Origin of the sequence: Neoalteromonas facilis (assembly GCF_002807665.1) — a bacterium.
Lineage (GTDB): Bacteria > Pseudomonadota > Gammaproteobacteria > Enterobacterales > Alteromonadaceae > Alteromonas_E > Alteromonas_E facilis.
Map to the genome: position 1 here is coordinate 89,334 of NZ_PEAY01000004.1, position 25,091 is coordinate 114,424.

Consider the following 25,091-nt stretch of genomic DNA (forward strand, 5'->3'; position numbering starts at 1 on the left):
ATCTCCAATAAAATTCAAGTTACTCATCGAGCTGTCATTTGCTCTGCTTTGCGAGTAAAAATGCGCCGAGTAATCCGCTGTTTTGCCCCAACTTTGGGGCCACTATGATGTCATCAAAGGACTTGTTACTCGGTAGTACTAAGTAATCATTGAGACTGATGCGCGTTTGAGCGATGACATTGCTTAACAACCCGGGCTTTGCCATCACCCCGCCACCGATAACAATGGTATTAGGTGAAAAACTCAGCATTAAGCTGTGGCAAAGTTGGGCCAAAACTAACGCTTCAAGCTCCCAGGCAATATGATCATCAGGTAAAGTTTCTGCAGGTTGCCCCCAGATTTTTCCCATCGCGGTACCCGAGGCAAACCCTTCAACACAGTTGGCGTGAAATGGGCACTGCCACTTGAGTTGCGGATGGCCGGGCACTAGCATATGGCCAATCTCAGGATGCACCGTGCCATGCAATGGTGCTCCATTGATCACGACGCCACCACCCACACCAGTACCGACTGTGATGTAAATAACGACTTGTTGATTTTTGCCAGCTCCCAAAGTAGCTTCTGCAAGCGCCGCGCCGTTAACATCAGTATCGATAACCACAGGTACATCTAACGCCGATGCTAACCTCGGTAGTAAAGGTGTATCAGACCAATGAGGCTTAGGTGTACTGGTGATCCAGCCGTATCGCGCAGAGTCTTTATTGAGATCTAAGGGGCCAAAACTTGCGATACCCATTCCCCTCAGTTCACCGCCCTGACGCTGCTGGCTAAACCATTGGATAACGCTTTCAAGTGTCTCTTCAGGTGTCGTTGTTGCTATGCGCGTTTGCACGGCAACTTTTCCAGTTGCATCCAAAATGGCACAGTTAAACTTTGTGCCACCTGCTTCAATAGCACCATAATACTCGGTCATACGGGCTCTCCGGTGACGTTGTACTCGGACTGTTCAACCTGTGCTAAGCGAGCTTCTGTTGGTCGTTTTAGGTAGTTGTATACCAGTCCTAAGAACAACAAGGCAGCAAACCCAGTAGCCACAATAAAGCCATACTTGGCATCGCCACCATACATATCACTGACGATACCCATGACCAACGGCCCGACGGCAGCACCAGCGGCAGTAAAACATAAAATCACACCAGCTACAGCGCCGTGCTGATACTTGGGAAAACAGCTAATGCCCTTGGAGTTGAACGTCGGATAAATCACCGACATAAAGATGCCGCTTAGCGGGAATAAATACAGAGCAACCGATTTACCGCCCCACAAACCGCCAACAAAACAGACCAAAATGCAAAAACTGAACAGGACTAATACCGTACTCCACTCAAATCGCTGCATCATCCAGATACCAACAAAACGCCCCAGCGCACGCAGTGAAAAGAAAATTGACACCGCATACATGGCGAGCACTTTATTGGTGTCATTGCTATAACAAGCGAAAACGTCTTCAACTGTGCCTGCATTGCAAATCAGATAACTCGGCATCCATACGTAAATCGCACTTTCAGCGGCTACATACAAAAATGCGCCGATTGAAAATCCCATGGCGTAAGGATCTTTGAGAAGTTTTAAGCTTTCGAGCAGGCTGGCCGACCCGCGCGTTTTAGGCTTTTGATACTCGGGATACTTCACTAGCAGTGCCATGACGATCAAAATTGTACACAGGCCACCAGCGATTACGTATAACCACATCCAATGCACACCAGAGCGAATTAGATAGGCAACCAGCAGTGGCCCAATAATGGCACCAACACCGAAGAATGCTTCGGCACCATTCATGGTTCCGGTGTGCTGCTTAGTCGAAGTTGATATATCACCAATGAGCGCCAGTGCTGCCGTTTTAAAGATACCAACCGCCAAACCAGACAGTGTGATTAACCCCAAAATAAACTCAAAGGTTTCACCGACCAAAAATAAATAGCAAGAAGCGGCAAATAGGCCAAGCCCTAGAATTAACGAAGGTTTACGCCCAAAACGATCGGCTAGAAAGCCTAGGAACAAGCCCGAAAATGCGATGCCCACCATGAATAACGAGTGCATCAGACTGGCTTGGGTATTGTTTACGCCAAATTCGATTTTGACCTCTTTGATGATCTCGCCAACCGAATCTGATGTCATCGCAAACATCATAAACATTAGATAGGTCAACCAGCGGATCAACGCCAAATTTTGCGTATTTGCTGCAGTTGTCATAAAAACTAAACCTGAATATTAATAGGTAGAGGTTCCCCTCTGCCTAGCTTTGATTAGAACGAGTACTTCACTGAGATAGAGCTAGTGCGTCCGTTCAAAGGTCTGGCGCGGATAATATCGCCAGCCATCGCATTGCCTTCTTCAGATTCGGTAATAACAAACTCATCAGTCGCATTATTGATATTCAGACTGACTGAGAAGTCATCAGAAATGTAATAGGTGGCAAATAGATTAACTAACATGTAGGCATCCTGCTTCAACTCGTTACTATCTTGCACGTAGTAATCAGTTGAGCCTTGTAACGCTGCACCTACTGTGAAGTTGTCGGTATCGAATTGCGGTACGATGGTGTAGATCAAGTCAGCTTGGCGACGTGGTGTATTACCTACCAACGCTGGGTTGAAGCGGTCTTCACTGATCTCTGCATCAGTCCAAGTGGCGTTACCTGTAACTGAGAATCCGCTGCCAATGTCATAACGCCCTTCAAGCTCAATACCAGTCGCTTCATACTCGCGGATAAAGGTTAATCCGCTGGTTAATTCCGCTTGGGTATCTTGAGTAACAGTATTGAAGAATGTCGCATTGAATTGTAACTCCGGCGTGCCGTATTTTAAGCCCAATTCAAATTGGTCAGTTTCATCAAAACCTGACGTTGTGCTGGTTAAGCTACCATCGCCATTTAAAGTTCCCGCGATTTGTAACAAGCGATCAGCAATTGCACGGCCACCTTCACTGTAACGAGCAAAGAATGTCATATCGTCACTGTACAGGTACGAGCCACCCAAAGAGAAAGACGTGTTACTCGCATCGTAATTGATGATCTGGCTGCCGGCACCGGCGCGATTGAGATTGATCACACCGCCGCCGAAGCCGAAGCCATTTGATGCCGACGCATCTTCAGAGTTGCCGTCAATAACGCCATTACCATTTAAGTCAAAGTCAGTATTACCACCACAACAAGCGCTTATGAGCTCGCCGTTAGCATCGACGCTATCGCGGCGCGCACTGATATCGAATAACCAATCGTCACCCACTTCAAAACCAAAGTTAATGTATGGCGCTGTAGTGGTGTAGTTTAGATCCCACTCCCACGACAAGAAACTCGGAGCCCATAGGCCGTTGTTAACTAGCGCATTACCGTCAGCATCAGTGATGTGTAAGTATTGAGAATCGGTACCATCTACGGTTTGAATAAAGGTATTCCAGCTGTTCCAGCTAGTCGCAATATCTTGCTTTGAGTAATAGTAACCCACCGTTAGTGACATGCCATTGTCGAACTCTTTGCGCACGTTTAAGTCATTAATCATGTTGCCCAAATCGTTAATTGACGTATCGAATAACAGATTTAGGAAGGCTAGGCCTGTGTACTCGCTGCCGGCATTGGGACCATTGGCCAAAGTGACTGAGGTGCTGGCGCAGTTAAATGGGTTGCCATCGCCGTCGAGTGCTGAGTCACAGATCGCACCAGCCATTTGTTGCGCGCCCTGTGGACCGTATGCACCAAAGGTATCGGTAAATGGCGAGATGAAGCCGCCCGATACATCGGAAATTCTAAATTTGTTGAGTAATACAGTATTTGGCGCGACTTCAAGGTCCGCCTCAAAACCGAACGAGGTAACCTGGGACTCAATCCCATCCGTAAGATCGCGATTACGCGGATTTCCAAAAGAGTCGAAGGTAGAGATATTGGTGGTATAGGCAGAGTGTAGCGTCTCGCTGCTGCCATCAAAGTTAGGCACCGGACCATAGTCGCCGTTGCTGTTAACTAAAACGGGGGCAGGCAAGTACGTTGTTACCCGATCGTCCAAATGTTTGAAATAGAAACGCACATGACCGTTATCGAGCAACTGGGTCATATTGAATTTAACTTGTCCACCTTGGTCGCCGTTGAAACCGGTGTCACGTGTACCTTCACCACCGCGAGCGAAACCACCGATGTGGAAATACAAATCATCGTTAATTTCACCGCCATAGGAGAAGTCTAAGCGGAACTCATCATAATCCAAGCCAAAAGACGTACCGATCGCCCCGCCACCGGATTCGCCGGTGTTACTGATCAAGTTGATAACGCCGCCAGGTGAGTTACTAGCAAAGGTCGAAGCAGAGCCACCGCGCACAGCTTCAACCGCGCCGACAGACCAGTCATAACGCAAAAAGTTATCCGCATTACCAAAGTTGATATCACCGTACTCCAATACGGGTAAACCATCTTCGTGAATCTGCATAAACTTCGAACCACCAGTCGCAAGTGGAATACCGCGAATAGTGATATTGGCGTTACCACCACCACCGGATGATTCTGCGCGAATACCCGGTAACGATCTAAAGACTTCAGCAGTGGAGCGCGGCGCGAGCTTTTCAATCGCAATATTGTCGAGCGAGCTTACCGATACGCTCGCCTCTTGCGCTGTCGCGCCTGAAGGTGATGCAGTTACAACAATTTGTTCATATACCGGTTTTTCAACATCAGCTTCCTCTTGTGCAACCGCAGTAGTGCCAAGACCACAGGCAACGGCAATTGCGAGGGTTTTCATCTTATAAGTGTCCAACATAGTTTTCTCCACGCTTGTGTCTTATCCATACGTTTCAACCGAATATACGAAACGTTAGGACTATAGTTAGTATTTGTTACAAAGCATTCTTAATCGATTAAGTAAACGTTAACAATAGCCGCGCAAAATGTAAACAGGATGTTGCTAAGAAAGCTGAAGAGCGAGCTTAAAGTTATGATAGATATATAAATTTAAGCGTTGTAATTTTGTTATCAAACAGTCATTAAAAATAAAGGCCGGGCCAAAATGGCAAAATTTCAACGCTTCAAAAACGCAAAAAGAAGCCAATTACTGGGACGTGCTATTGGCTTTTTAGGGCTTTGAAAAGTTACTCGATTTGGTACCCGAATTAATCCAGTCTTTCCGACTCATTCTGTAACAGAAGTTTGCATTTTATTCTGACTTAACGAGACGTTGTGTTTTGAATGTAGATGAGCAGCTGCGACTTTTCTTTTGTAGGCCAAATCGGCAAAGCTATCAGCGTCTACTTTGAATGACCAGTTGAACTCTCAATGATCAGCCGACATTTAGAAATTAATTCCTAACCAGTTCATGTTTCTTGAGAAACATTGCTGTGAGGGGAAAGGTTTGGATTAGTGTACAATCTTTTTTTTCTAAATGGAGCTATGTACAAACTTTATTATTCGCGCACAATTTTGAACACTCAATTACAGTGTCGGAATTTCCAAACTGCTGATGGCTTGGCGTTGGCTATCTTGTTCCCCTTTCATAGACAACATGATTTCTTTAAAAATACCGTTGTCATGCAAGGCTAAAAACGCGGGTATTTGCTTAATAAATTCAAAATCAATAAAGCCCAATCGCAAAGCTCTGGAAAGGCTCGCCAGTGCCGATTCTTTGTCATCTGCAGCCATTGATGACACGGCTTTCGACACAAATACATCGGGCATGCTGTCGTCGCTAAAATTAGGCGCATTTTTGGCTATAAAACGGCCGCCATTTTCATTAAATTTGTGCCATGCCGTGTAAGCGGTAACATGAAAAGAGCTGGGCTCTAATGCTGATGCAGTGTTGAGGGCGCTTTGGGCGTCTTCTGGACGATCTAACAGCGTGAACAGTGTGTAGGCGAGAATGTGGCTAGTGACCGAGCCTTCGTGACGCTGGTGGAATGTTTCGATAATGTGCAAGGCTTGTTGGTAATCGTTATTTGACATTAATAGTCGGCAATAAGCCAAATTTACGCTTGGATCATCAGGCGACAATTGCAGTGTGGCATCAAACCACTCTCTCGCTCTAGCATGTTGGCCGGTTAAATAGAGAATTTGTGATATATGCAGAAATTGCGCTCGATGTTGGTCGCTTTTACTCTCTAAGCTTAGCACTAATGCATCGTGTAGCCGCCCTTTGATGATGTACAAATGCGCAAGGCTTAAAGAGATTTGTGCATTATTGGGATCTTGTTGGTGAGCGGTTTCATAGTTGGAAATAGCTTTAGTTACGTTGCCGTTCACTTCAAAGTAGTAGCCTCTAAGCCATAAATAGTTTGCATCAGTGGGGGCTTGTAACAGTAGCCCTTCTATCAGTTTATTCACTGGTGTAAGTAGACTTTTGTCTGCATTAAACTTCAATACGCCGTCTAATATCACTTTGGCAAGGCCAAAATTAACCAAGGGATTATTCGGATCATCTTGAAATAGATCTTGGTATAGCGTGATCGCAATGGAGTTAGTGTATTGTGTTGATGCGTTGGCGTATTGTTGCGCTCTTGCTAACTTAACGCGTGTGTATACACTGGCATCCAATCCGTGCTCTACCGGTTTAGTTGCCGCTACTGAAGGCTGAACGGCTGGGCTTGGGCTAAAAAGCCACAGTGCAATGAGGGCAAAGCCGATAGATAAAGTCGCTGTGATTAGCCATTGACGGTAGTTGTTTTGCTGTGAAGTGCGGGGTATCGCTTGGTTAGCCGATTCTACCGGCGGAACCCAGCGGTAACCTTCACTGCGAACGGACTCAATATAGTTACTACAATCAACAGGCAACGCTTTCCTTAAGAGGGATATTCGTTGTGCAATGGTGTCGTCACTGACGACCTTTTCTTTCCATACGCGTTTGGCCAATGCTTCTACAGATACAACATCATTTCTGGCCTCAACCAGTGCGGCCAGCATTTCAAACGTGAGTCCACGAATAGGCAACGCCTCACCCTCACTGGTCACAGTGCGTTGGTTAAAATCGAGCGTAAGACTGCCTGTTTTAATGCTTGATTGATGATGTTCCGCTGTCATTCTTTATTGTTGCTTCCTACTGCTTGTCATCTACTCGCAATATCGGGTGTTACTTTGAGGAACGTCGTTGTCGACGAACCTCATACGAATTACTTTTTCAGTACACTTAACTGCGCTTATTGGTACAAGGAAGTGATGCTTGATAAGCACACAACGCACGGACCTCTTCTTTGGTTGCTCCGCCGATACAAAAATCTAAACGCAACAACACGGTCTCTTCTATGCCACCGTTGGCTTTTGCTTGCCATTTCCAAGAACCTATATATTCCTTGGCTAATCGCCTTAGACCAAAGCTTGGCACCACGGTTTCTGTTTGGATGTCATCAACATCCCCATTCTCATCAATGGTTACGCTGAAAATACCACACCCTCTTGAACCCGCTCGTTCAATGCTGCGAGGCATTGTTAATTCCTGTGGCTCTATGCGCTCCCAAGATAATGCTTCTCTTGACTCAGGTACTAACAACGTTTCAATCACATCGGTTTGCAAAACGACTTTGTCGCTTTGCGCACCAACAGTGAACGAACTCAACGCACCTAAGGTACAGGCTAAAATAATTCCATTAGTAAAGAGTTTGCTCATGCATACTGCCCTCTATATATCAACCGTCACCACCTGTTTCACTGCCGCTTTGTAGACGTAAAATGCCTTCGCGAGCTGCGTCTTCCATTGCTCGACGTTCTTCAGCAGTACGACAAACTCGCGTCATCATGTTCGAGCCAATGCGCTTTTCCATCTTACAGACTACACCATCATCGTTGCTTGCACCTGTTGATGCGTATTTTTCTGAGTATCGCGTTCCCGTACTCTCACATCCTAACAGAGCTGCAGATGCTGTTAAGGTGATTATAAGCGGGAAATGTAACAATGTTTTTCTTTTGAGTGTGCTCATGGTTTTATCCTTGTTGGTAAGACACACCTCATATTGGAGAAGAACCTTTTGATTAAGCAATTAACATTTATTGAATTAACTTGAATTGATGGCCTTCAGAAACATTCAGAAACTTCAACTCATTGTAAAATATAGATTTTTAAAGCGCTTAAGTCGAGGCAATAATTATCTGGCACTGGTCTGAATTTCACTTGTTATTATTATGTGTCAATAAATTATTAGATCGAGATCAATAAAACATTAACTAATTCCACTAGAAATTATAGAAACCCGTATTATCCATCGGTTAATCAATCGTGAATTGAGAAGTTCTCTTGAGCAGTAAACCCACCTACGAAGAGCTAGCGTTACAGGTTAGTCACTTGCAAAACGAACTGGCTACGTTAAAAGCCAGTGACAATAGGTATCGTAGCCTGTTTGAACATCTTCTTTACGAAGTTCACGTTTGGGAATTGGTGAGAGATGACAAGGGTACAATCATTACCTGGAAGCTAGTTGACGCAAACCCTGCGGCACTGAAAAGTTGGGGGAAGAAATTATCTGATGTTGTGGGTAATACCACAGACGCCATTTTTCCACACGCTAATGCGACGCAAACCTTTTTACCCATAATCAATAAAATATTTTCAGACAATAAACCACACACGTGGGAAGCATTCTTCCCGGGTACCAATCAGTGGCTGTATATGATCAGCATACCGTTGGGTGATCTTTTTATTAGCAGCGGTGTTGATATTACGGGTATTAAAGCAACTGAAAAAGAACTCAAAGAAACCGTCATGCACTTATCTGAGTCAATAGATGCCGGGCGCGTGGGTTTATGGGACTGGGACTTAACCACTGACAAAGTGACTTTCTCAAAAGAGTGGAAAAAACAGATAGGATATGAAGAAGACGAAATCAGCAATGATTTTGAGGAATGGCGTTCGCGCGTGCATCCTGATGATTTCGAAAACGTCATGCGGGAAGTCCAAAACAGTATTGAGACCCTAAACCGTTCTCATGAAACCTTCTTCCGTTTTAAACATAAAGATGGGTCTTATCGGTGGATCTTGTCCCACGCAACCGTATTTGCCGATGAGCAAGACAATGCCATACGAATGGTTGGCTCACATATAGACATGACTGAGCGAAAACAAATGGAAGCGGCACTAAATCAGGTCCAAAGGCTTGAAGCTATTGGCACTTTAGCTGGCGGTGTGGCGCACGATTTCAACAATCTGTTGGCGCCGATTTTGAGTTATGCTCAGTTAGGTAAAAAGCATTTATCCGCAGACTCAGATGCCTACGTTTATATGCAAAATATTGAAAATTCGGCAGTGCGAGCCAAGGGTCTAGTTGAAAAGATACTGATGATAAACCGTTCGACTCCGGCTAAGCGCGAGCCGCTTTTCGTCAGTCAAATGGTGGATGAAGTGTTGACGGTTATTCGAGCTTCAGCGCCGAAAGGCATTTCGGTTCAACGTGAATTTCATTGTGAACGTTGTGTCATTGAGGCTGACCAATCAGAAATGTATCAATTGCTTCTTAATCTATGTACTAATGCGATCCAAGCGATTTCAGGCCAAGGTCATTTGTTGGTGAAAGTGGATTTAACTGACGCACTGCCGAATGGATACAAGCGCGCACTTGAGGCCGGACAGCGGGCCGTTCGTTTAAGTATAAGGGATGATGGATGTGGTATTGCAGCGCAACACATTAACCATATTTTCGATCCCTTTTTCACGACAAAACAAAAAGACGACCAAAAGGGTACGGGATTAGGGCTATCCATTGTGTCTAGTGTGATCAAGAAAAATAATGGTTATGTTTCGGTAGATAGCAAGGTAGGGCAAGGGACTACCTTTACAGTGTATTTCCCGTTATGCGAAGACGACTCTTTGGTAAATTCAGTCAGTGAGTTTTCGCCTAAGCAAGGCGAAAATGAAGAGATCTTATTGATAGACGATGAAGAGATGTTGTGTGATGTGGGCAAGGTCATATTAGAAGATCTCGGTTATCAAGTGACAACCTTTACCGATGGCTTAAAAGCGATTGAGCATTTTGCCCAGCATCCACAGCGCTATGCGTTGGTTCTGACCGACTATGCTATGCCAAGAATTACTGGCCCCGAATTGGTTGGGCGGATCAAACAGATACGTGCAGATATGCCGATTATGGTGGTGACTGGCTTTTCAGATTTAGCCACGCCGAAACAAGCGCAGAGCTGGGGCGTTAGGGATGTGATCAGCAAGCCATACGATCTTAATGAGCTCAATTTGAAATTAGGGCAGGTGATTAAGGGGCGCTAGGCAGTACAATACGCACCTTTATGCCGCCGTCCGATCTATTTTGCAATGATATCGTGCCTTGGTGAGCATCAGTTATTTCTCGAGATAATGCCAAGCCTAAGCCGCTACCAGAAGCTTTAGTTGAATAGAACGGGATTAGTGCTTGCCCCAATACCTTTTCAGACATGCCTTTGCCCCGATCATGCACTTCTATGATGACGTGACTTGCACGTTGTTGAGCGCTAATACTAACGTCATTGGGATCTGAACCTGACTCATGTGCGTTCTTTAATAGGTTGATCAACATTTGCTCAAGTTGTATTGGATCGGCCTGTAGGTCGATATTGTCTGCAATGTCTCGCTGAAATGGCCATTGTTCCGCCAGTTGATCAAGCAATGCTGTCCAATCAATGGCATGAAGTTTAGGAGGCGGAAGTTTGGCAAACTTACCATATCCTTGTACGAAGTCTGACAGGTGAGATATACGGTCTTCTATGGTTGCAAAAACGCGCTCTAAGCGTTCATCTTCATTACGCTGTGTCAGAATGCGGCCACTGTGTAACATCGATGAGATTGGTCCCAATGAATTGTTCAATTCATGACTAATAATCCGAATTACCTTTTTCCACACGGCTACTTCTTGTCGGCTTAGCTCACGTGTCATTTGCTTTAATATAAACAGCGTATGGGGCTGATTATTTAAATTGAAACGTCCGGTAGATAAATACCAGGTTTCACTGTCTTGATTCGGCGTGCTTAACGTAAATAAACCTTCGCGACCATGTTCAAATTGAGTTTTAAGCTCAGGCGAAGATGACGACGTAATTTCATCTAACTCGCGCCCTTCCAATGCATGACGTTCGCCGAAAAATTGTCTTGCTGCGATGTTACTGAATACAATCTGCTGTTGGCGGTTGACTAAAAATAATGCTTCTGGAGAGCTTTGAGTAATTTTGTCGAGTAGCAACTCGCGTTGGTATAGCCAGTGTTTTTCCTGGCGCAATTTGTCTGCTGTTTCGTTATACAAAGTGGATAGATGCATGAATTCATCGTCACCCTCATAGGCTAGCGTGGTTGAGTATTCTCCATCTTTTAGATTCAACAGGCCTGTTTCTAGTGCATCTAAGCCGTCGGCTAGTTTGCGCGTAAGGTGATACCCTATTAACGCGGATGTAAGCACTACGGCAAAGGTTAGCAGCAGCGCGTGGCCTAATGTTAGCGTAGAAAAGTAAAATAGAGGAACACACGCGAGAGTTGACGCAACAATGACGGCTAGGATCAGTTTAGAACGCAGCGATATGCGCATCAATATTCGATCCCGTATTTACTTAGACGTCGGTAAAGCGCTTGTCGGCTTAAGGCAAACTCTCTCGCTACCCGAGCAATTACGCCTTGGTGCTCGCGCATTGCGGCTTCTAATTCATGTTTTTCAGGTTCTTTTATGGTCTGAGGTTGAGTCGTATGGGTTGGATTTGCCAATGCAAAATCACTCGCTTCGATAACACCGTTTGGCTTCAATACAGCAACACGCTTACAGGCGTTTTCAAGCTCTCTTACATTGCCCGGCCAGGAATAACTATTGAGAGCCTTCTCGGCACCTAGGCTAATATCTCTGCCTGGCAGAAAAAACGTGACTAATGGCAGAATATCATCAATACGTTTGGCCAATGGCAGTAGCGGTATCTCTATGACATTTAAGCGGTAGTACAAGTCTTCTCTGAACTTTCCGGCTTGGATATCGTTGTGCAGGTCGGCATTGGTTGCACTAATCACTCGGACCTGGGTTTTTTGAGTTTTCACTGAGCCTAAACGCTCAAATTCACCTGTTTGCAACACACGCAGCAATTTGGTTTGGCCCTCATATGAGAGATTGCCGATCTCATCCAAAAATAAAGTGCCGCCATTCGCCGCTTCAAATCGCCCAATGCGGGTTTTGTTGGCGCCGGTATAAGCGCCCGCTTCAGCTCCAAACAGTTCGGCTTCAATTAAGTCAGCCGGCAGTGCGCCACAATTGACCTTTACAAAAGGTTTGTCGCGCAGGGGGGACTGCGCATGAATAAGTTCGGCTATTTTTTCTTTACCCGCACCATTGGGGCCTGTGATCAAAACCGATATGTCGGCATTGGCGACTTGCATTGCCATATCAACGGTACGTTGCATTGCGGGACTTTGATAAATAAGTCCCACAGACAGCGCGGCTGATTGGCTATCCATATTGGCTTCTTCAAGTCGCTGCAGCTTTTCTTCTTGAAGCTTGGCTTTGCCGACTTCAATTAAATTGGCGACCGTGTTAAGCAGTTTTGTATCATCCCAGGGTTTGGCAATGTAGTCGGCCGCACCCGCTTTAACGAGTGCGACTGCTTGCTCGAGGTCTGTCCAAGCGGTGATCAAGATAATCGGTAAATGTGGGTTAATACCACGCAGTTGTTTGAACAACTCGCGACCTTCTTCGCCGGAGGTTGTGTCTTTAGTAAAGTTCATGTCCTGGATCACCAAACCAATCCGCAACTGATCAACGAGTTGAATAGCGTGCTCAGGCGAGGTGGTAGTGATCACATCATAATCGTGTAGCTCTAACACCAACGACAGTGCTTGAAGCACTGCCGGGGTATCATCAACGATTAAAATCTTATCCATGTTTATTCGCTGTCCATTTAAATAGAGCGCGTCGCAATACTGGGCGAAATATTCGCTGCACGATTCGCCGGTACTAATACTGACAACAAACTCAATGCAAATACCGATACCGCCGTGATGCCAACGTACCAATAGTTTAGCGCGGGCACAGAGAACTCTTGCATCATCACGTTACTGATGTAGACCGCGCCAATGCTGCCGAAAATTAAACCCAGCGCACAAACCAATCCATTTTCAACTAAGAAATAGCGAACGATGGCAGACTTTCTTGCACCCAGTGCACGACGAGTACCGATTTGTTTTGTGCGTTTACTGATATTGAAAACGGTCATGCCAAAAATTCCTAATGCGGTAATGAGTACCAACACTGTGATAATAACAACCAGCATACGTAGCATGAGTAAATCGGCTGCGTTATATTCCTCTTTGTTATCATCCATACCGTCAAGGCTCATGATAACGCGCTCTTCATATTGTTCTAACAACACGTTCTCTATTTGTGCCATCACTTCGGCGCGTTGTTCTGCTGCTGTGCGAACAACAAAACTTTGATACGAGCCTATCTCAATGTGGGGGAAAATGGAAACGTGATCAGGTGCTGAGTCCTTTAACCAAGGCCCCATCATTTTCTCTACTACACCGACAATGGTTACAGCGTCATTGCCAACATACATTTGCTTACCAAGGCCATCGCCATCTGGATAGAGTTCATTTAAGAAGGTTCGCGAGACAATTACCACAGAAGGAATGGCAGCTGGATCATCAGTTAACAAAACCTCACTGGGTAAAAAGTTGCGACCTTCCGTTATGGTTAACCCTAATGATTCAACAATACTAGCATCTCCTCCAGTATGAGCACTTCGAATAGAACGATAGCTTTCATTGTCTCGCTCACTGACCGGAATAATACTGAACCCAGAGGCAGAGCCACTGCCTGACAATGGTACTTCACTGATCATTGAAGCGCTTATTACGCCAGGAATATTACGCACCGTTTCTTGAGTTTGTAACATCAGTTGAACGACATCGTCCGGTTCACCGAACGTATTCACGGCAAAGCTGAAAATTTGATCTTCTGGATAGCCGGTTTCTTGCTGCAAGTACTGAGTGCGATCGTGGATGATAAATGCGGCATTGCTGACGATTGCGACGGTAATGGCTATTTGCAGCAGCAATAATATGGCACCCACTTTTGAGCGTAATAATGCGCTGACAATCGGTTTGATTTCTAACATGGTTACACTCCTATTGGGTTTTAAGGCAAATGGCTGGATTGGTTCTACAGACTAACCAAGCGGGGTAAAGGCCTGCGATAACACAAGCGCTAATGGCGATTATTGGGGCGGCAAATAGCATACTTAAATCCATGGTAGCCAGCGCGCTGTAGTAGTCATAAGTAGCGCGGACGCCCCATAAACCAAGCTGTGCCAGACCAATGCCAATAACACCGCCAATTAATCCAAGCAGTGACACTTCGACCAAATGCTGGAAGAAGATTTGGCGTTTGCTAGCGCCTAGTGCGCGTCTTACACCAACTTCTGGCACTCGCTTAAGGAACTTGCCCAACAGCAAACCCAGAATATTCGCCAGACAAACGGCTAAGAACATAAAGCTCAAGCCCACGAGCACTCGATTGTCTTCTGTGACGACTTCGTTGTAATCCAACCATTCGCGCAAGTTCTTGAGACCGAAGTAAACAGTTGTTCGTTCGAAGCGCCCTTTAGTGGCTTCTTCTGCAAGGTAGTTGTGCAGAAATTCACGGTATTGGGCAACATCTTGTGGTGTATCGAGCTGCACCCAAAATTGCATCCAGAATTGTTCTGAGCGGAGCTTATCTTGAAAAGTTTGAACTTCTTCAAACTTCCAGCCATTGGTATTGCCCCAGTTGCCGATTTCAAGAGGCTCGATCAATGTGACCGGGATCATGGCTTTTTCAGGCTCGTTAAATGCGCCATTATTGACATCGTAATATTTGATATGAAAATCAAAATTTTGGAATACCCCAACAACTCTAAAAGCGCGTTTGTCAAAATACACCAACTTGCCAACCGAATTTTCACCACCAAACAGTTTATCGTTTAATTCTTTATTAATAACGGTAACTAATTCTGCTTTGTCTTCTTGCGTTTGCGTCCAAGCGCCGCCGTATAAGAACTCAATGTCGAACATGCTGAAAAAGTCATTGCTAGTCACCCGGATACCTTCGATAAAGGGCTTAATTTTGTCATCATTTAAATGCACGCTATATCCAGTGCGAACGGAAGGCGCCTTCAATCCCGGTGTATCGGCTCGGTATAAAGCCATACTGTCTTTATACGTCATTTGCAGAGGCAGGTTATCTTCTGTCCAGGTGCCATTGGATTCATCCATAGTGGCCAATTGCGGTTGAAACAACTTGTCACTTTTGTGTGGAAGTGGGTCCATGGCCATCATGTGGTAAACCGATAGACTGGTCATGGTAATGCCAATGCCAACTGCGATGGCGACGACCATTAAAGCGGTTACAAGCGGAGTACGCTTGAAGCTTCGCCAGCTTAAATCTATGTAATGTAAAAACATATTAAACTCCTGCCACCATTGGCTGGTTCTCGCTTTCTTGCTTCTGATACAAAGTAAAATCTGCGATTTGGCCATCGACAACTTGAATATTGCGCGGCGCACGTCGTGCCAGCTCCGGATCGTGCGTAACCATTACAATTGTTGCGCCATTGCGATTGATGGTTTCCAGCAGCTCCATAACCTGACGCGCCATCAAGCTATCAAGGTTTCCTGTGGGCTCGTCGGCGAGTAAAAAACGCGGTTCGCCGGCAAGGGCTCTAGCAATAGCAACGCGTTGTTGTTGACCGCCAGACAATTGCTGAGGCAAGTGTTTTATTCTGCTAGCAAGACCTACCTGCTCTAAACATTCCATCACGCGACGCTTACGTTCGGCCGCCTTAATCCCGCGATAACGCAGTGGCACTTCAACATTTTCAAACAAGTTCAGATCAGGGATCAGGTTGAAACCCTGAAAGATAAAGCCAATTTTTTGGTTACGTAAATCTGCCCGCTGATTATCTGAAAGCTTGCCAATATCGACGCCATCTAAAGTGTATTGTCCTGCAGTGAATGATTCCAACATACCCGCGATGTTCAAAAATGTCGTTTTACCAGAACCTGAAGGGCCGGTAACGGCGATGAATTCACCTTCGTCTACTTGCAAATCGAAGTCACGAAGCGCGTGGGTTTGTACTTTCTCGGTCTGATAAACCTTGCTGATGTTTTTCATGGTTAGCATTTGGATAGTCCTTTTTATTGGCGAAGCAGGATGGTGTCTGCATCTTCAAATTGTTGATAAGTAGAAATAATGATTTGGTCGCTTTCTTGAAGCCCTTCTAGCACTTCAACATCGCGCATGCTGTAGGCGCCAAGACGGATGTCGACTTTGTGGGCCAAGTCTCCTTCAACTTTGTAAGCGATATAGCCACCTGCTTGGGTAAAGCTGCCGCGGCGTACTTTCAATACATTCGCCTTGTTTTCCAGCAGCACACGCGCAGTAACTTGTTGATTCTGGCGCAGCTGAGATATGTCTTCCGTACGAAGACGTACACGTGTGGTAATTTCACGCTGTTTGATTTCAGGCGAAACGGAAGCCACTACCCCTTCTATACGCTGGTTGCCGATGCGTATTTCTACTGGCAACCCAATGTTTAACTCATTGGCATAACTCTCGGCGACTTGGATTTCGGCCTCATAAGCGCTGAGATCGACCAATGTCATAAGCGGTGTATTTTTGTCGACTAAGGCTTTTGGCTGAACTAGAAGATTCCCGACAACACCGTCTACACTTGCGCGGATGGTTAATTCGTCGAGTTTACGTTTGAGCTCTTCTACAACCAACGCTTGTCGTTGCACCGTGCTGCGTGATGACTCTAATTCAAACGCAAGTGTGTCTTTGGCTAACGACACTTCCTCTTGTGCGTGTTTGAAGTTCAATTTTGCGCGCGCAAGATCGTCAATGGCTTCCTCATGGTCGATTTGACTGATCAGATTGTTTTTGATGCTCTGATTAGCCCGGCGACTTTCACGTTCTGCCGCTTGTAGGTCAACTTCAGCAAGATCTAGGCGTTTGGTTAACTCGAGCGTTTGACGGCGGGCATCCAGCTCTTGGCGCGCAAGCTCGCCTTCGAGACGCTGCATTTCGGAGTTTTCTTGCTTCAGTTGGTTGGCCAATTCAGGGCTTTCAACTTGGGCGACCACTTCGCCAACGGTAACCTGATCACCGGGTTTGACATTGAGTTCAACAAACCCTTGTTGAGGCGCGTATAGTTGTGGTGCGTTGGCAGCCACGACTCGTCCGTTTGCCACGATATCACGGACTAGGTCCCCACGTTCTAACTGTGCGATTTGCAAGGTACCGCGGTCGACAGATTTCTGCGCACCACTGGTATTCAATAGCGCGTTAGCTGCAAAGCCGACAGTCAGTAAAGCGATGCCAGCGAATATCGCAAATCGCTTCACCCGGCCATTGTCTTTAATGATGACATCTTGGCTGCTGGTATCTCTAATCACGGCAATTCTCCTGTTAACAATCGTTGTGGTGCGATGTACCTGTACGGCGGACATCTGCGCACATTGTATTAACAGTTAGCGATTAGCATGCCAATCTATAAGGCATTGATAAACAAGTGTTATTTTTGCAACTGGCCGGTTAGAGAAGTGTCCGCGGACAGTAAAAGTGTCCGGGCGGACACTTTTACTGGCGGATTATCAAATAGATTGGAGATATTTCAGACCACCAGAAATGGCGGCTATTTGGGCGTCAATACATTGCTGTGGGGTAGCATTCGGACTATCAGGGTATACTTCTGTTGTGGTGACATAAGGGGCATCGGTAAAGCCACCACACAGGAATAGCGCACGTTTGTCATAGTGAATAACACCTTTTTGCTCAACATCAGCGCCTATGATTTTGCCATCTTCATCTGCTGGAGCGATATGCGTGACCTTCTCGACCTCAGCAATTACAGCGGTTTGGAAATCAGGTTGAGAGCGGCTGGTATCGTCAACCGTGTAAAATCCATCCGGTATGTTCCAAATATCATGAGTTGTCCCATCTCGTGCAGCGAGCGCTGGACGGAACTCCGAATTATCTGTATCAGTTGTTTCATGTAGGTCGAAATGAGCCAGTAGTGTTACCCCGCTATTTTTAACATACTGCATAGCCAGCGCTGCCTCAGGGGCAGGACTGTCAGGATAAAATGAACGGTTTGGATCAATCGCTAGCGGGTTCCAACGGTTAACGGTTTCATACCCCCACGGACTTAGGCACGGTAAAACAATGAAGTTGAAATCGTTTTCAAAGGTGTGTGCAGCGTTTGCTAGAAAGCCCAATGCACCTTGTACGCCACTGGTTTCGTAACCGTGTACACCGCCGGTCACGAGTATTACGGGTTTGTCAGTTGACCAATTGCGGCTTTTTAGTGCGAATAAGGGAAATCGTTCTGTGTCATATGGCAATGCGCCATATTGTTCCACTTCAAAATCATCGCGCAAGGCTTCGATTTTAGGTAGTACTTCTTCAGCGTAGGCGCGCTTTACCACTTGTTGTGACAGCCATTGCGCTTTCTCTTGTTCACCCCAGGGAGAACCCGGTGTGCCAATTGGATATTCTTGCTCCACGTTAATTCCTCACCCTTATTCAACGATTACCAATATTTCAGATGGCGTACGTTAAACCGCTTAACGCTAATGATCAATTCAGCATTGTTGTTAGCAAAACTTTTCCGTTATAAGCGAGGTTTCATGCTATGTTTCAGTTTTTACTTATCCAAGGTGAAGTAGATGAATCTCATTAACAGAGTGCGCCATTCTTTGATTGTTTTGTGCCTAGCGGGGATGACGCTCAGCAGCAGCGCCTTTGCGCAATTATCTAAGTTCAGTGACGGACCGGTGATAGAGGGCTTTGGTAAGAAAGTAGTCGTTGGAGAATCAAAATTCTCAGTCGATCAGAGCTTCAAGGTTGCCTTCGATGTTGCCGCTACAGGTGATGCTGGGGAGGTCAACCGTAAATTTGATAGCTTAGCGCGTTTTATCAATATGAATGTTGCTGCGGGTATCAATAAAGAGAATATCCAACTGGCGTTAGTGGTGCATGGTAAGGCGAGTCTGGACCTGCTCAACAATGAAACTTATCAACGGGCAAAGGAAAGTGACAACGCCAATATTCCATTGCTAGAAAGCTTGATGAAAAACAATGTTCAAGTATTCATTTGTGGGCAGTCTATGACGGCCTATGAAATAGCGCCTGAACAACTCGTTGATGGTGTGCAAGTGGCGTTATCTGCAATGACCGCACATGCGCTGCTGCAACAGCAAGGTTATACCGTTAATCCATTTTAATTAAGAGCGTAACGAAAAACATGATGAAGGTTGGGTTTAAACCAGTGTCGCAGGTGGCGGCAGTAGTCTGTTGTTGGCTGTTTTCCCTGCATGTGAATGCTTTAGAGTTCACTATCGGGCAAAAAGACATTAACCGATTTGTAAAAATGGCGTTCCCATACAAGCAATCGTATCAAGGCGCTGACGTATTCTTCTCTGATCCAGACGTCACGCTTGATGGCCTGAACAATGAAATTCGCATCAATACGCTCATCAGTGCTTATAAAGACAACCGCATTTTGAAGGCCAAAGCGACAATTTCAGGTGAACTGCTCTATGATGCGATTGACTATAATTTACAAATTAAAGAACCCAGTATTCGCGAGTTTAAAGTGCTGGAAAATGGCATTGACGATGCCCAACAATTGATAAGAGGTATTCGTGATGTTGTGGGTCAATCTCTGCCGATTATCGTGTTACTGGATTTGGATAAGTTTGATGTGGGATTCGGTAAAATACAGCCTAAGTCGATTGTGGTCGGCAATAAAAAATTAGTGATTACATTGTAAGAGAGTTGTTGATGAAACATGTCGCTATTTTAACCATGGATAGTTTGGCAGATTTTTTTGCCTATGACGTTATGCTGGATGAACCGTTTCAAAAAGCCGGTTGGCAAACGCATCATGTCTCCTGGCGAAACACGCAAGTGGATTGGAATGACTACGATGTCGTTATTGTGCGCAGCCCTTGGGATTATCAACAAGCGCCAGAAGCCTTTTTAGCGTGCTTGCAGCGTATTGAGGCTTCTAAAGCCACATTGGAGAATCCATATTCTTTAATGGAATGGAACCTTGCCAAGACCTATTTACGCGACTTAGCAGACAATGGCGTTAGTATTGTGCCGACTCTTTGGCTCGACGAATATCAAGACGATATGCTTGAGATGGGGTTTAGTCAGTTTGCCACTGACACATTGATTGTAAAGCCGGTGGTGAGTGCAAATGCTGACTTTACGTATCGCATCCCTATTCAAGATAGTGAGCAATATAAAGCAGAATTAAAGACGGTCTTTAGTGCTCGACCGCTCATGGTACAGCCGTTTTTGCCCTCTATTTTGTCACCCGGCGAATATTCGTTGTTCTATTTTGATCACCAATATAGTCATGCAATCTTAAAAACACCCAAAGCGCAGGATTTTCGTGTTCAGGAAGAGCATGGTGGCAGCTTAGCACTGATAACACCAAGTCAAGATATGCTGGAAGTGGCGCAGAAAACACTGGCAGCGTTACCGGAACGCGCCTTGTATGCACGCATCGACCTTATCGAAACTGATCATGGACTTGCTGTGATGGAAGTTGAACTGATCGAGCCGTCACTGTATTTCAATATGGATGATTCGTCGGCACAGCGTTTTGTCGATATCTTTTGTCAAAAATACCCTTAGTTGACGCCAATCAGGGGAGAGTGATTGTCCCTTGTAAGTAGTCAACCGCTTGACCAAGTAGCACAACACGGTCGTCTTTCAGTGTGCAGGTGATATCGCCACTGCGTTTTGATATTTGGCGTGCATGTAGAGTCGATTTATTCAGTTCCAATGCCCAGTATGGCGCCAGTTCACAGTGCGCTGAACCGGTTACGGGATCTTCATTTACGCGCAATTTAGGGAAAAAACAGCGACTAACAAAGTCACATTGTTCGCCAGGTGCCGTCACGACGACACCGCGAAGATCTAGTTCGCCAAGTAGTGCTAAGTCTGGCGCTAATTCACGTAGCTCAACCTCACTTTCCACTCGAACTATGTAATCAAAGCCCACTAAGGTTTCTACAATAGGCACATTCAGTGCGCGTTGAAGTGTTGCGGGTGTAGCCACCGGCTTAATCTCCGTAGCAGGGAAGTCCATCTCGTAACCTGCAACATTGCAATTCACAATCAAAGTTCCACTACGGGTATCAAATTTCAGCGTTTTTTCTGGGTGTTGCAGATGCGTATGGAGCACATGGGCGGCAGCCAATGTGGCATGACCGCACAAATCCACTTCGGCTTCAGGTGTAAACCAACGAAGAGCGATTTTACCCCCTGAAACGACAAAAAATGCGGTCTCAGATAAGTTATTTTCGTCGGCAATTTTCTGCAAGGTGCTATCGTCTAACCAATAAGGCAAAGGGCATACAGCCGCAGGGTTGCCGCCAAAGCATGAAGTGGTAAATGCATCGACTTGAAAAATGGGGAGTTGCATGAAGAATGTTGACCGACAATGAAACCAGACGAACACAATATCTTATTCATAAAAAAAGGTCAGCCTTAACTGGGCTGACCTTTATTTAAATAGAGTTGTGATGCCTTACTTTGTAGAAGTCTCACGTGAATTGCGTTTCACCGTATTTGACGGTCGCGGCTTAGGCTCTGGTCTGTAGGTCTTCACCGGCTTACTCGTTTTTGCGCTTGGTGGTGGCGTATAAGAACGCTTGGGTTTAACTTCACGCGATGGCGCTGGGATTTTCTCCCGAGTTTGTACGGGTACGCTTGGTTTGATCACATCTCTTGATGGACTCGGAACCGATCGGTCTTTGTAACGTTCAGTTGTCGCTCTTTGCACCTTCTGTGGTGAAGGTTTTACCACATCGCGATTGCGAGACGGTGTCGTTTTTGTGACAACATGACCAGGTGACTTAACGGTTTTAACATTGCGCGCTCGTTGTTCAAGATTAATGCTGGTCGGGCGCTGATACTCACCATAACGAGTAACATTCACCTCCCAGTTGCGCACCACTTTTACCGGCTCTTGCTGACGCACCACGCGTTGTTGGATCACCCGAGTACTGTAGCGCGCATGACGGTGCTGGGTATTGTGTGACCAACGCTTATACTCACGGCTATATACTCGTTTATAGTCCCTGTAGTAAGGGCGGCTGCTATGATTCACCACAACATAGCCGTGATGCCAATGAAAACCACCGAAGAAAAAGTGTGATGCAATATGAATACTGGGGCTCCAGTAAAAACCAGCACTTAGACGATAATGGCGTGGATGGTGCCAGTAGTATGGCGAGCGCACATGCCACCAGTCGCCGTAAATCATACGAGTGTCATAGTAAGGTACATACACAACACGATCTCGTACGGTCTCGATAACCACTACGTTATCTTCTCGTTCTACGTTGACATATTCATTGCTGTGCAAGTTGCCTTTACGATACGCAATATCACGGAGTACCTGAATACGTGACATTACCCACTCTTCATCGGCAATGACAGCATCACCAAGATAATTTAGCCAGTCGATGTCTTCGCTCATTTGTGCCAGCACACGGTCGAACGGCGCTAATGCTTTGACACTGGGATCCCAATCAAAAACGTCAACACGGCGGCGGATTTGATCTTCGCTTAGGCTATCATTGTTTTCTCGCCAACGCGCTGCTCGGATCACGTCCATCGGATAGGTTGATGCGATCAGCACATGCGTTAATAATGTATCTGGGTACAGTGCGATAGGCGCTAGTACGTTATCTAACTGTTCTTCTGTTAGCGCAGTCGAACTATAATCGTCGTTATACTCTCTCGCACTCGCGAACTGAATGGCTAAGCTGATACTCAGTATCAACGCCAAAGCATAAATTATTGCTATTTTCTGAGTCGATTTCATAGGTGTCTCCCCTTTACGAACGCCACCGATTGAGACAATGGCTTATCCTTACTTAGGGTTATAGAGTGTGGCGGCTTAACCAAAGCTGAATGGTTGCTGGCAAGTTGTTCAGATAATGGCTACTAGGCATATGGGTTTTCATCGCGCGAAAACTTCGTTAGTCTCGGGGCAAACTAGAATTTAACGCCTACACAATGCTAACACTTCGCCCTTTACAATCACTGGATGAACCTGACCTTGTTAACAGTCTGAACAACCCTAATGTCACGCGTTTTTTGTCTTCAAACATTCCTCAACCATACTCAAGCGAAGATGCGCGCTGGTGGGTAGATACGGGCTGTAATATTGATACGATAGTTCGCGCGATTGAGTGGGATGGGTCTTTTTGTGGCACGGTGGGTGTTTATCTGCAAAAAAATGAATACGCACACGCCGCTGAACTGGGTTATTGGCTTGATGAGGCGTTTTGGGGGCGCGGAATAGCGACACAAGCCGTTGAGGCCTTTATAAATTGGTTAGCCATTACAACAGCTATCACGCGTATCTATAACCCAGTGACATCATCGAATTTGGCTTCCATTCGCGTGATGGAAAAGTTGGGCTTTGTGTGTGAGGGACGATTGAGAAATTCGGTTACGCATAATGGGGCTTTTTTTGATGAGCTACTGTTCGCAAAAATCGTAGCGCCTGTAGACTAATTAGCTGACGTTATCGGGATTATTTGGCGACTGGCATGACTTACGTGGTGCCAGAATTCGTCAACTTTGTTTTGGTTTTGTTGATAGAAGTCGCGGTTAAACGGAATATGCCAGATACTTTCTTTTACCGCACCCTGGCTTGATATCACTTGACCCTGAGCACCTAGCCTCTGTATTGCACTCAGGCCAATGAGCCGCTCTACCAAGTATCCGTCTAGTCGCCCTAGCGCGACTTGTTTGATCCCATTGTCGAGTGAGTAAGAAAATTCTGAATTGAGCTGTTGCTCGATGAGGAACTGATTTAATACATAGCCCGCAGGAGCTTGCAGGCCGTATTGTTTGAGTTGTTTGTAGGTATCGACATTTAGACCACTAGCATTGAATAGTTGACCGGCTTGTTCCGCAGCATGCAAACGCCCTGAAGCTTTGTATAAAATTGTATAGCGGGCCTTCGCAAGGTAGTCATCGTTCATTGGGAAAGCGTATTGCTGTTCTCGCTCAGGTGTCTTTATGACGCCAAACAGAGCATCAAAACTACCATTTTGTGTACCTTGTAGACAGCGTTTCCATGGCCTTGCGGAAAAACTTACTTGTACATCAGAGTCCGCCGCTGCGCGAGTGATAACATCGATCAGGAGGCCAGTTGGATCCTCGCCTGAAACAGAATAGGTAATGTAGGGGTTATAGTCCTGATTTTCGTGACAAATTACCCAAGCTTGGCCGTAAACCCTAGACGTCCACAACAGCATGGACATCAAAAGACATAACGACAAAGCATGAAATAAAGTGCGAGTCATGAACCTACAGCTTAAAAGTTTTTCAACGTAGTTATTAAAAGGTAACCCGGCAGAATGTCAATGTTCAATGGTTACTGAGGAGGACTTTTGCCCTTATTATGACGTCTATCAGCTGCCTTCGACTATTTTAAAAGATGCGGGTCAAACAAATGACCAAGCTTTTCGGTTTTGGTCTTAAGGTAGTGTTTATTTTGTTCCGTTAAACCGTGATCAATGGGTTTGCGTTCAACAACATTTATACCCAACTGTGCCAACGCATCGGCTTTACGTGGGTTGTTGGTCATAAGCACCACGTTTTCAACATTAAGGGTTTTTAACATAAAACCGCAAATGGAATACTCTCGTAGATCCGCATCAAAACCTAAGTGTAAATTAGCTTCGACGGTGTCCATTCCGGTATCTTGTAGTTGATACGCCTTAATTTTGTTTAACAGGCCAATTCCACGCCCTTCTTGTCGTAAATATAACAGCACGCCTTTGCCGTGCTCTACGATATTCTGCAGTGCTTTTTCTAGCTGAAAACCACAATCACAACGGGTACTGAATAGTGCATCACCGGTCAAACATTCAGAATGAATTCTAATAGGCACTGACTCTCCGGGCTCCCAATCGCCATAGGTTAGCGCGACATGATCTTGCCCGCTGGCTTCAACAAACCCATGGATCCTAAATTCACCAAAGCGTGTCGGTAACTTCGCGGCACTGATGTATTCAAATTGGGGGGATGTATCTGTCATTCTATTCTCTGTTGCCGCGCCCTGCGGGAATTCTGCTTAACGTGCAATATGGGGCCATACACCG

General features: G+C 45.7%; 22 protein-coding genes. 5 read left to right on the top strand and 17 right to left on the bottom strand.

Annotated elements, in window-relative coordinates; genetic code table 11:
- Positions 1 to 34: 34 nt before the first annotated feature.
- From CSH93_RS11800 to CSH93_RS11825, 6 genes are all read right to left on the bottom strand, one after another.
- On the bottom strand, positions 35 to 913 hold the full coding sequence (locus tag CSH93_RS11800; RefSeq protein ID WP_100643477.1) for an ROK family protein: 879 nt from the start codon (positions 911 to 913) through the stop codon (positions 35 to 37).
- Positions 910 to 2,136, bottom strand: coding sequence for an MFS transporter (locus tag CSH93_RS11805; RefSeq protein WP_100643979.1), 1,227 nt, complete (start codon positions 2,134 to 2,136; stop codon positions 910 to 912). The genes CSH93_RS11800 and CSH93_RS11805 overlap by 4 nt, the downstream gene beginning before the upstream one ends.
- 110 nt (positions 2,137 to 2,246) lie before the next feature.
- A complete protein-coding gene (locus tag CSH93_RS11810) occupies positions 2,247 to 4,745 on the bottom strand; it encodes a TonB-dependent receptor (RefSeq protein ID WP_100643478.1) in 2,499 nt (832 codons plus the stop codon).
- A gap of 668 nt (positions 4,746 to 5,413) precedes the next feature.
- A complete protein-coding gene (locus CSH93_RS11815; protein ID WP_100643479.1) occupies positions 5,414 to 6,991 on the bottom strand; it encodes a winged helix-turn-helix transcriptional regulator in 1,578 nt (525 codons plus the stop codon).
- A 106-nt stretch (positions 6,992 to 7,097) separates the two neighbouring features.
- Positions 7,098 to 7,574, bottom strand: a complete 477-nt coding sequence (locus CSH93_RS11820; protein WP_100643480.1) for an energy transducer TonB — start codon at positions 7,572 to 7,574, stop codon at positions 7,098 to 7,100.
- A gap of 19 nt (positions 7,575 to 7,593) precedes the next feature.
- Positions 7,594 to 7,884: a hypothetical protein gene (locus CSH93_RS11825; protein WP_100643481.1), complete on the bottom strand. Its 291-nt coding sequence runs from the start codon at positions 7,882 to 7,884 to the stop codon at positions 7,594 to 7,596.
- A 314-nt stretch (positions 7,885 to 8,198) separates the two neighbouring features.
- On the opposite strand from CSH93_RS11825, the gene CSH93_RS11830 reads away from it, so the two are divergent.
- Complete coding sequence (locus tag CSH93_RS11830) at positions 8,199 to 10,175, top strand: PAS domain-containing hybrid sensor histidine kinase/response regulator (RefSeq protein ID WP_100643482.1); 1,977 nt, start codon at positions 8,199 to 8,201, stop codon at positions 10,173 to 10,175.
- On the opposite strand, the gene CSH93_RS11835 is transcribed toward CSH93_RS11830, so the two are convergent.
- The 7 genes from CSH93_RS11835 to CSH93_RS11865 all read right to left on the bottom strand — a co-directional run bounded on the left by CSH93_RS11835 (position 10,162) and on the right by CSH93_RS11865 (position 18,452).
- A complete protein-coding gene (locus CSH93_RS11835; RefSeq protein WP_100643483.1) occupies positions 10,162 to 11,460 on the bottom strand; it encodes a sensor histidine kinase in 1,299 nt (432 codons plus the stop codon). The two genes, CSH93_RS11830 and CSH93_RS11835, sit on opposite strands and share 14 nt — an antisense overlap.
- Positions 11,460 to 12,791 carry a sigma-54-dependent transcriptional regulator gene (locus CSH93_RS11840; protein WP_100643484.1) on the bottom strand — a complete coding sequence of 444 codons (1,332 nt, stop codon included), beginning with the start codon at positions 12,789 to 12,791 and terminating at the stop codon, positions 11,460 to 11,462. Before CSH93_RS11840 ends, CSH93_RS11835 begins: the two co-directional genes overlap by 1 nt.
- 17 nt (positions 12,792 to 12,808) lie before the next feature.
- Complete coding sequence (locus tag CSH93_RS11845) at positions 12,809 to 14,026, bottom strand: ABC transporter permease (protein ID WP_100643485.1); 1,218 nt, start codon at positions 14,024 to 14,026, stop codon at positions 12,809 to 12,811.
- Positions 14,027 to 14,036: 10 nt separating this feature from the next.
- Entirely contained in the window at positions 14,037 to 15,350 is a 1,314-nt protein-coding gene (locus CSH93_RS11850; protein ID WP_100643486.1) for an ABC transporter permease, read from the bottom strand.
- A 1-nt stretch (position 15,351) separates the two neighbouring features.
- A complete protein-coding gene (locus CSH93_RS11855) occupies positions 15,352 to 16,068 on the bottom strand; it encodes an ABC transporter ATP-binding protein (protein ID WP_100643487.1) in 717 nt (238 codons plus the stop codon).
- Between the two features lie 14 nt (positions 16,069 to 16,082).
- Positions 16,083 to 17,342 (bottom strand): efflux RND transporter periplasmic adaptor subunit, encoded by a 1,260-nt coding sequence (locus CSH93_RS11860; protein ID WP_100643488.1) that lies wholly within the window; start codon positions 17,340 to 17,342, stop codon positions 16,083 to 16,085.
- Between the two features lie 198 nt (positions 17,343 to 17,540).
- Positions 17,541 to 18,452, bottom strand: a complete 912-nt coding sequence (locus tag CSH93_RS11865) for a M14 family metallopeptidase (RefSeq protein ID WP_100643489.1) — start codon at positions 18,450 to 18,452, stop codon at positions 17,541 to 17,543.
- Positions 18,453 to 18,614: 162 nt separating this feature from the next.
- Between CSH93_RS11865 and CSH93_RS11870 the strand changes: the two genes are divergently transcribed.
- Genes CSH93_RS11870 through CSH93_RS11880 form a run of 3 tightly spaced genes read left to right on the top strand, consistent with a single transcriptional unit; the run spans position 18,615 to position 20,595 of the window.
- Positions 18,615 to 19,172 (top strand): DsrE family protein, encoded by a 558-nt coding sequence (locus CSH93_RS11870; protein WP_100643490.1) that lies wholly within the window; start codon positions 18,615 to 18,617, stop codon positions 19,170 to 19,172.
- 20 nt (positions 19,173 to 19,192) lie between these two features.
- The gene (locus CSH93_RS11875) at positions 19,193 to 19,720 is read left to right on the top strand and encodes a hypothetical protein (RefSeq protein ID WP_124748973.1); all 528 of its coding nucleotides are present in this window, start codon (positions 19,193 to 19,195) and stop codon (positions 19,718 to 19,720) included.
- A gap of 11 nt (positions 19,721 to 19,731) precedes the next feature.
- On the top strand, positions 19,732 to 20,595 hold the full coding sequence (locus tag CSH93_RS11880) for an ATP-grasp domain-containing protein (protein ID WP_100643492.1): 864 nt from the start codon (positions 19,732 to 19,734) through the stop codon (positions 20,593 to 20,595).
- A gap of 10 nt (positions 20,596 to 20,605) precedes the next feature.
- Here CSH93_RS11880 and CSH93_RS11885 read toward each other — a convergent pair whose 3' ends face one another.
- Positions 20,606 to 21,388, bottom strand: a complete 783-nt coding sequence (locus CSH93_RS11885; protein WP_100643493.1) for a PhzF family phenazine biosynthesis protein — start codon at positions 21,386 to 21,388, stop codon at positions 20,606 to 20,608.
- A 105-nt stretch (positions 21,389 to 21,493) separates the two neighbouring features.
- A complete protein-coding gene (locus CSH93_RS11890; RefSeq protein WP_100643494.1) occupies positions 21,494 to 22,795 on the bottom strand; it encodes a DUF3300 domain-containing protein in 1,302 nt (433 codons plus the stop codon).
- 194 nt (positions 22,796 to 22,989) lie between these two features.
- Here CSH93_RS11890 and CSH93_RS11895 point away from each other — a divergent pair, with 194 nt between their 5' ends.
- The gene (locus tag CSH93_RS11895) at positions 22,990 to 23,493 is read left to right on the top strand and encodes a GNAT family N-acetyltransferase (protein WP_100643495.1); all 504 of its coding nucleotides are present in this window, start codon (positions 22,990 to 22,992) and stop codon (positions 23,491 to 23,493) included.
- Here CSH93_RS11895 and CSH93_RS11900 read toward each other — a convergent pair.
- Together CSH93_RS11900 and ribA are read right to left on the bottom strand one after the other, a co-directional pair.
- Positions 23,490 to 24,290: a substrate-binding periplasmic protein gene (locus CSH93_RS11900; RefSeq protein WP_100643496.1), complete on the bottom strand. Its 801-nt coding sequence runs from the start codon at positions 24,288 to 24,290 to the stop codon at positions 23,490 to 23,492. The two genes, CSH93_RS11895 and CSH93_RS11900, sit on opposite strands and share 4 nt — an antisense overlap.
- A gap of 122 nt (positions 24,291 to 24,412) precedes the next feature.
- Positions 24,413 to 25,027 carry a GTP cyclohydrolase II gene (gene ribA, locus CSH93_RS11905; protein ID WP_100643497.1) on the bottom strand — a complete coding sequence of 205 codons (615 nt, stop codon included), beginning with the start codon at positions 25,025 to 25,027 and terminating at the stop codon, positions 24,413 to 24,415.
- Between the last annotated feature and the right edge of the window lie 64 nt (positions 25,028 to 25,091).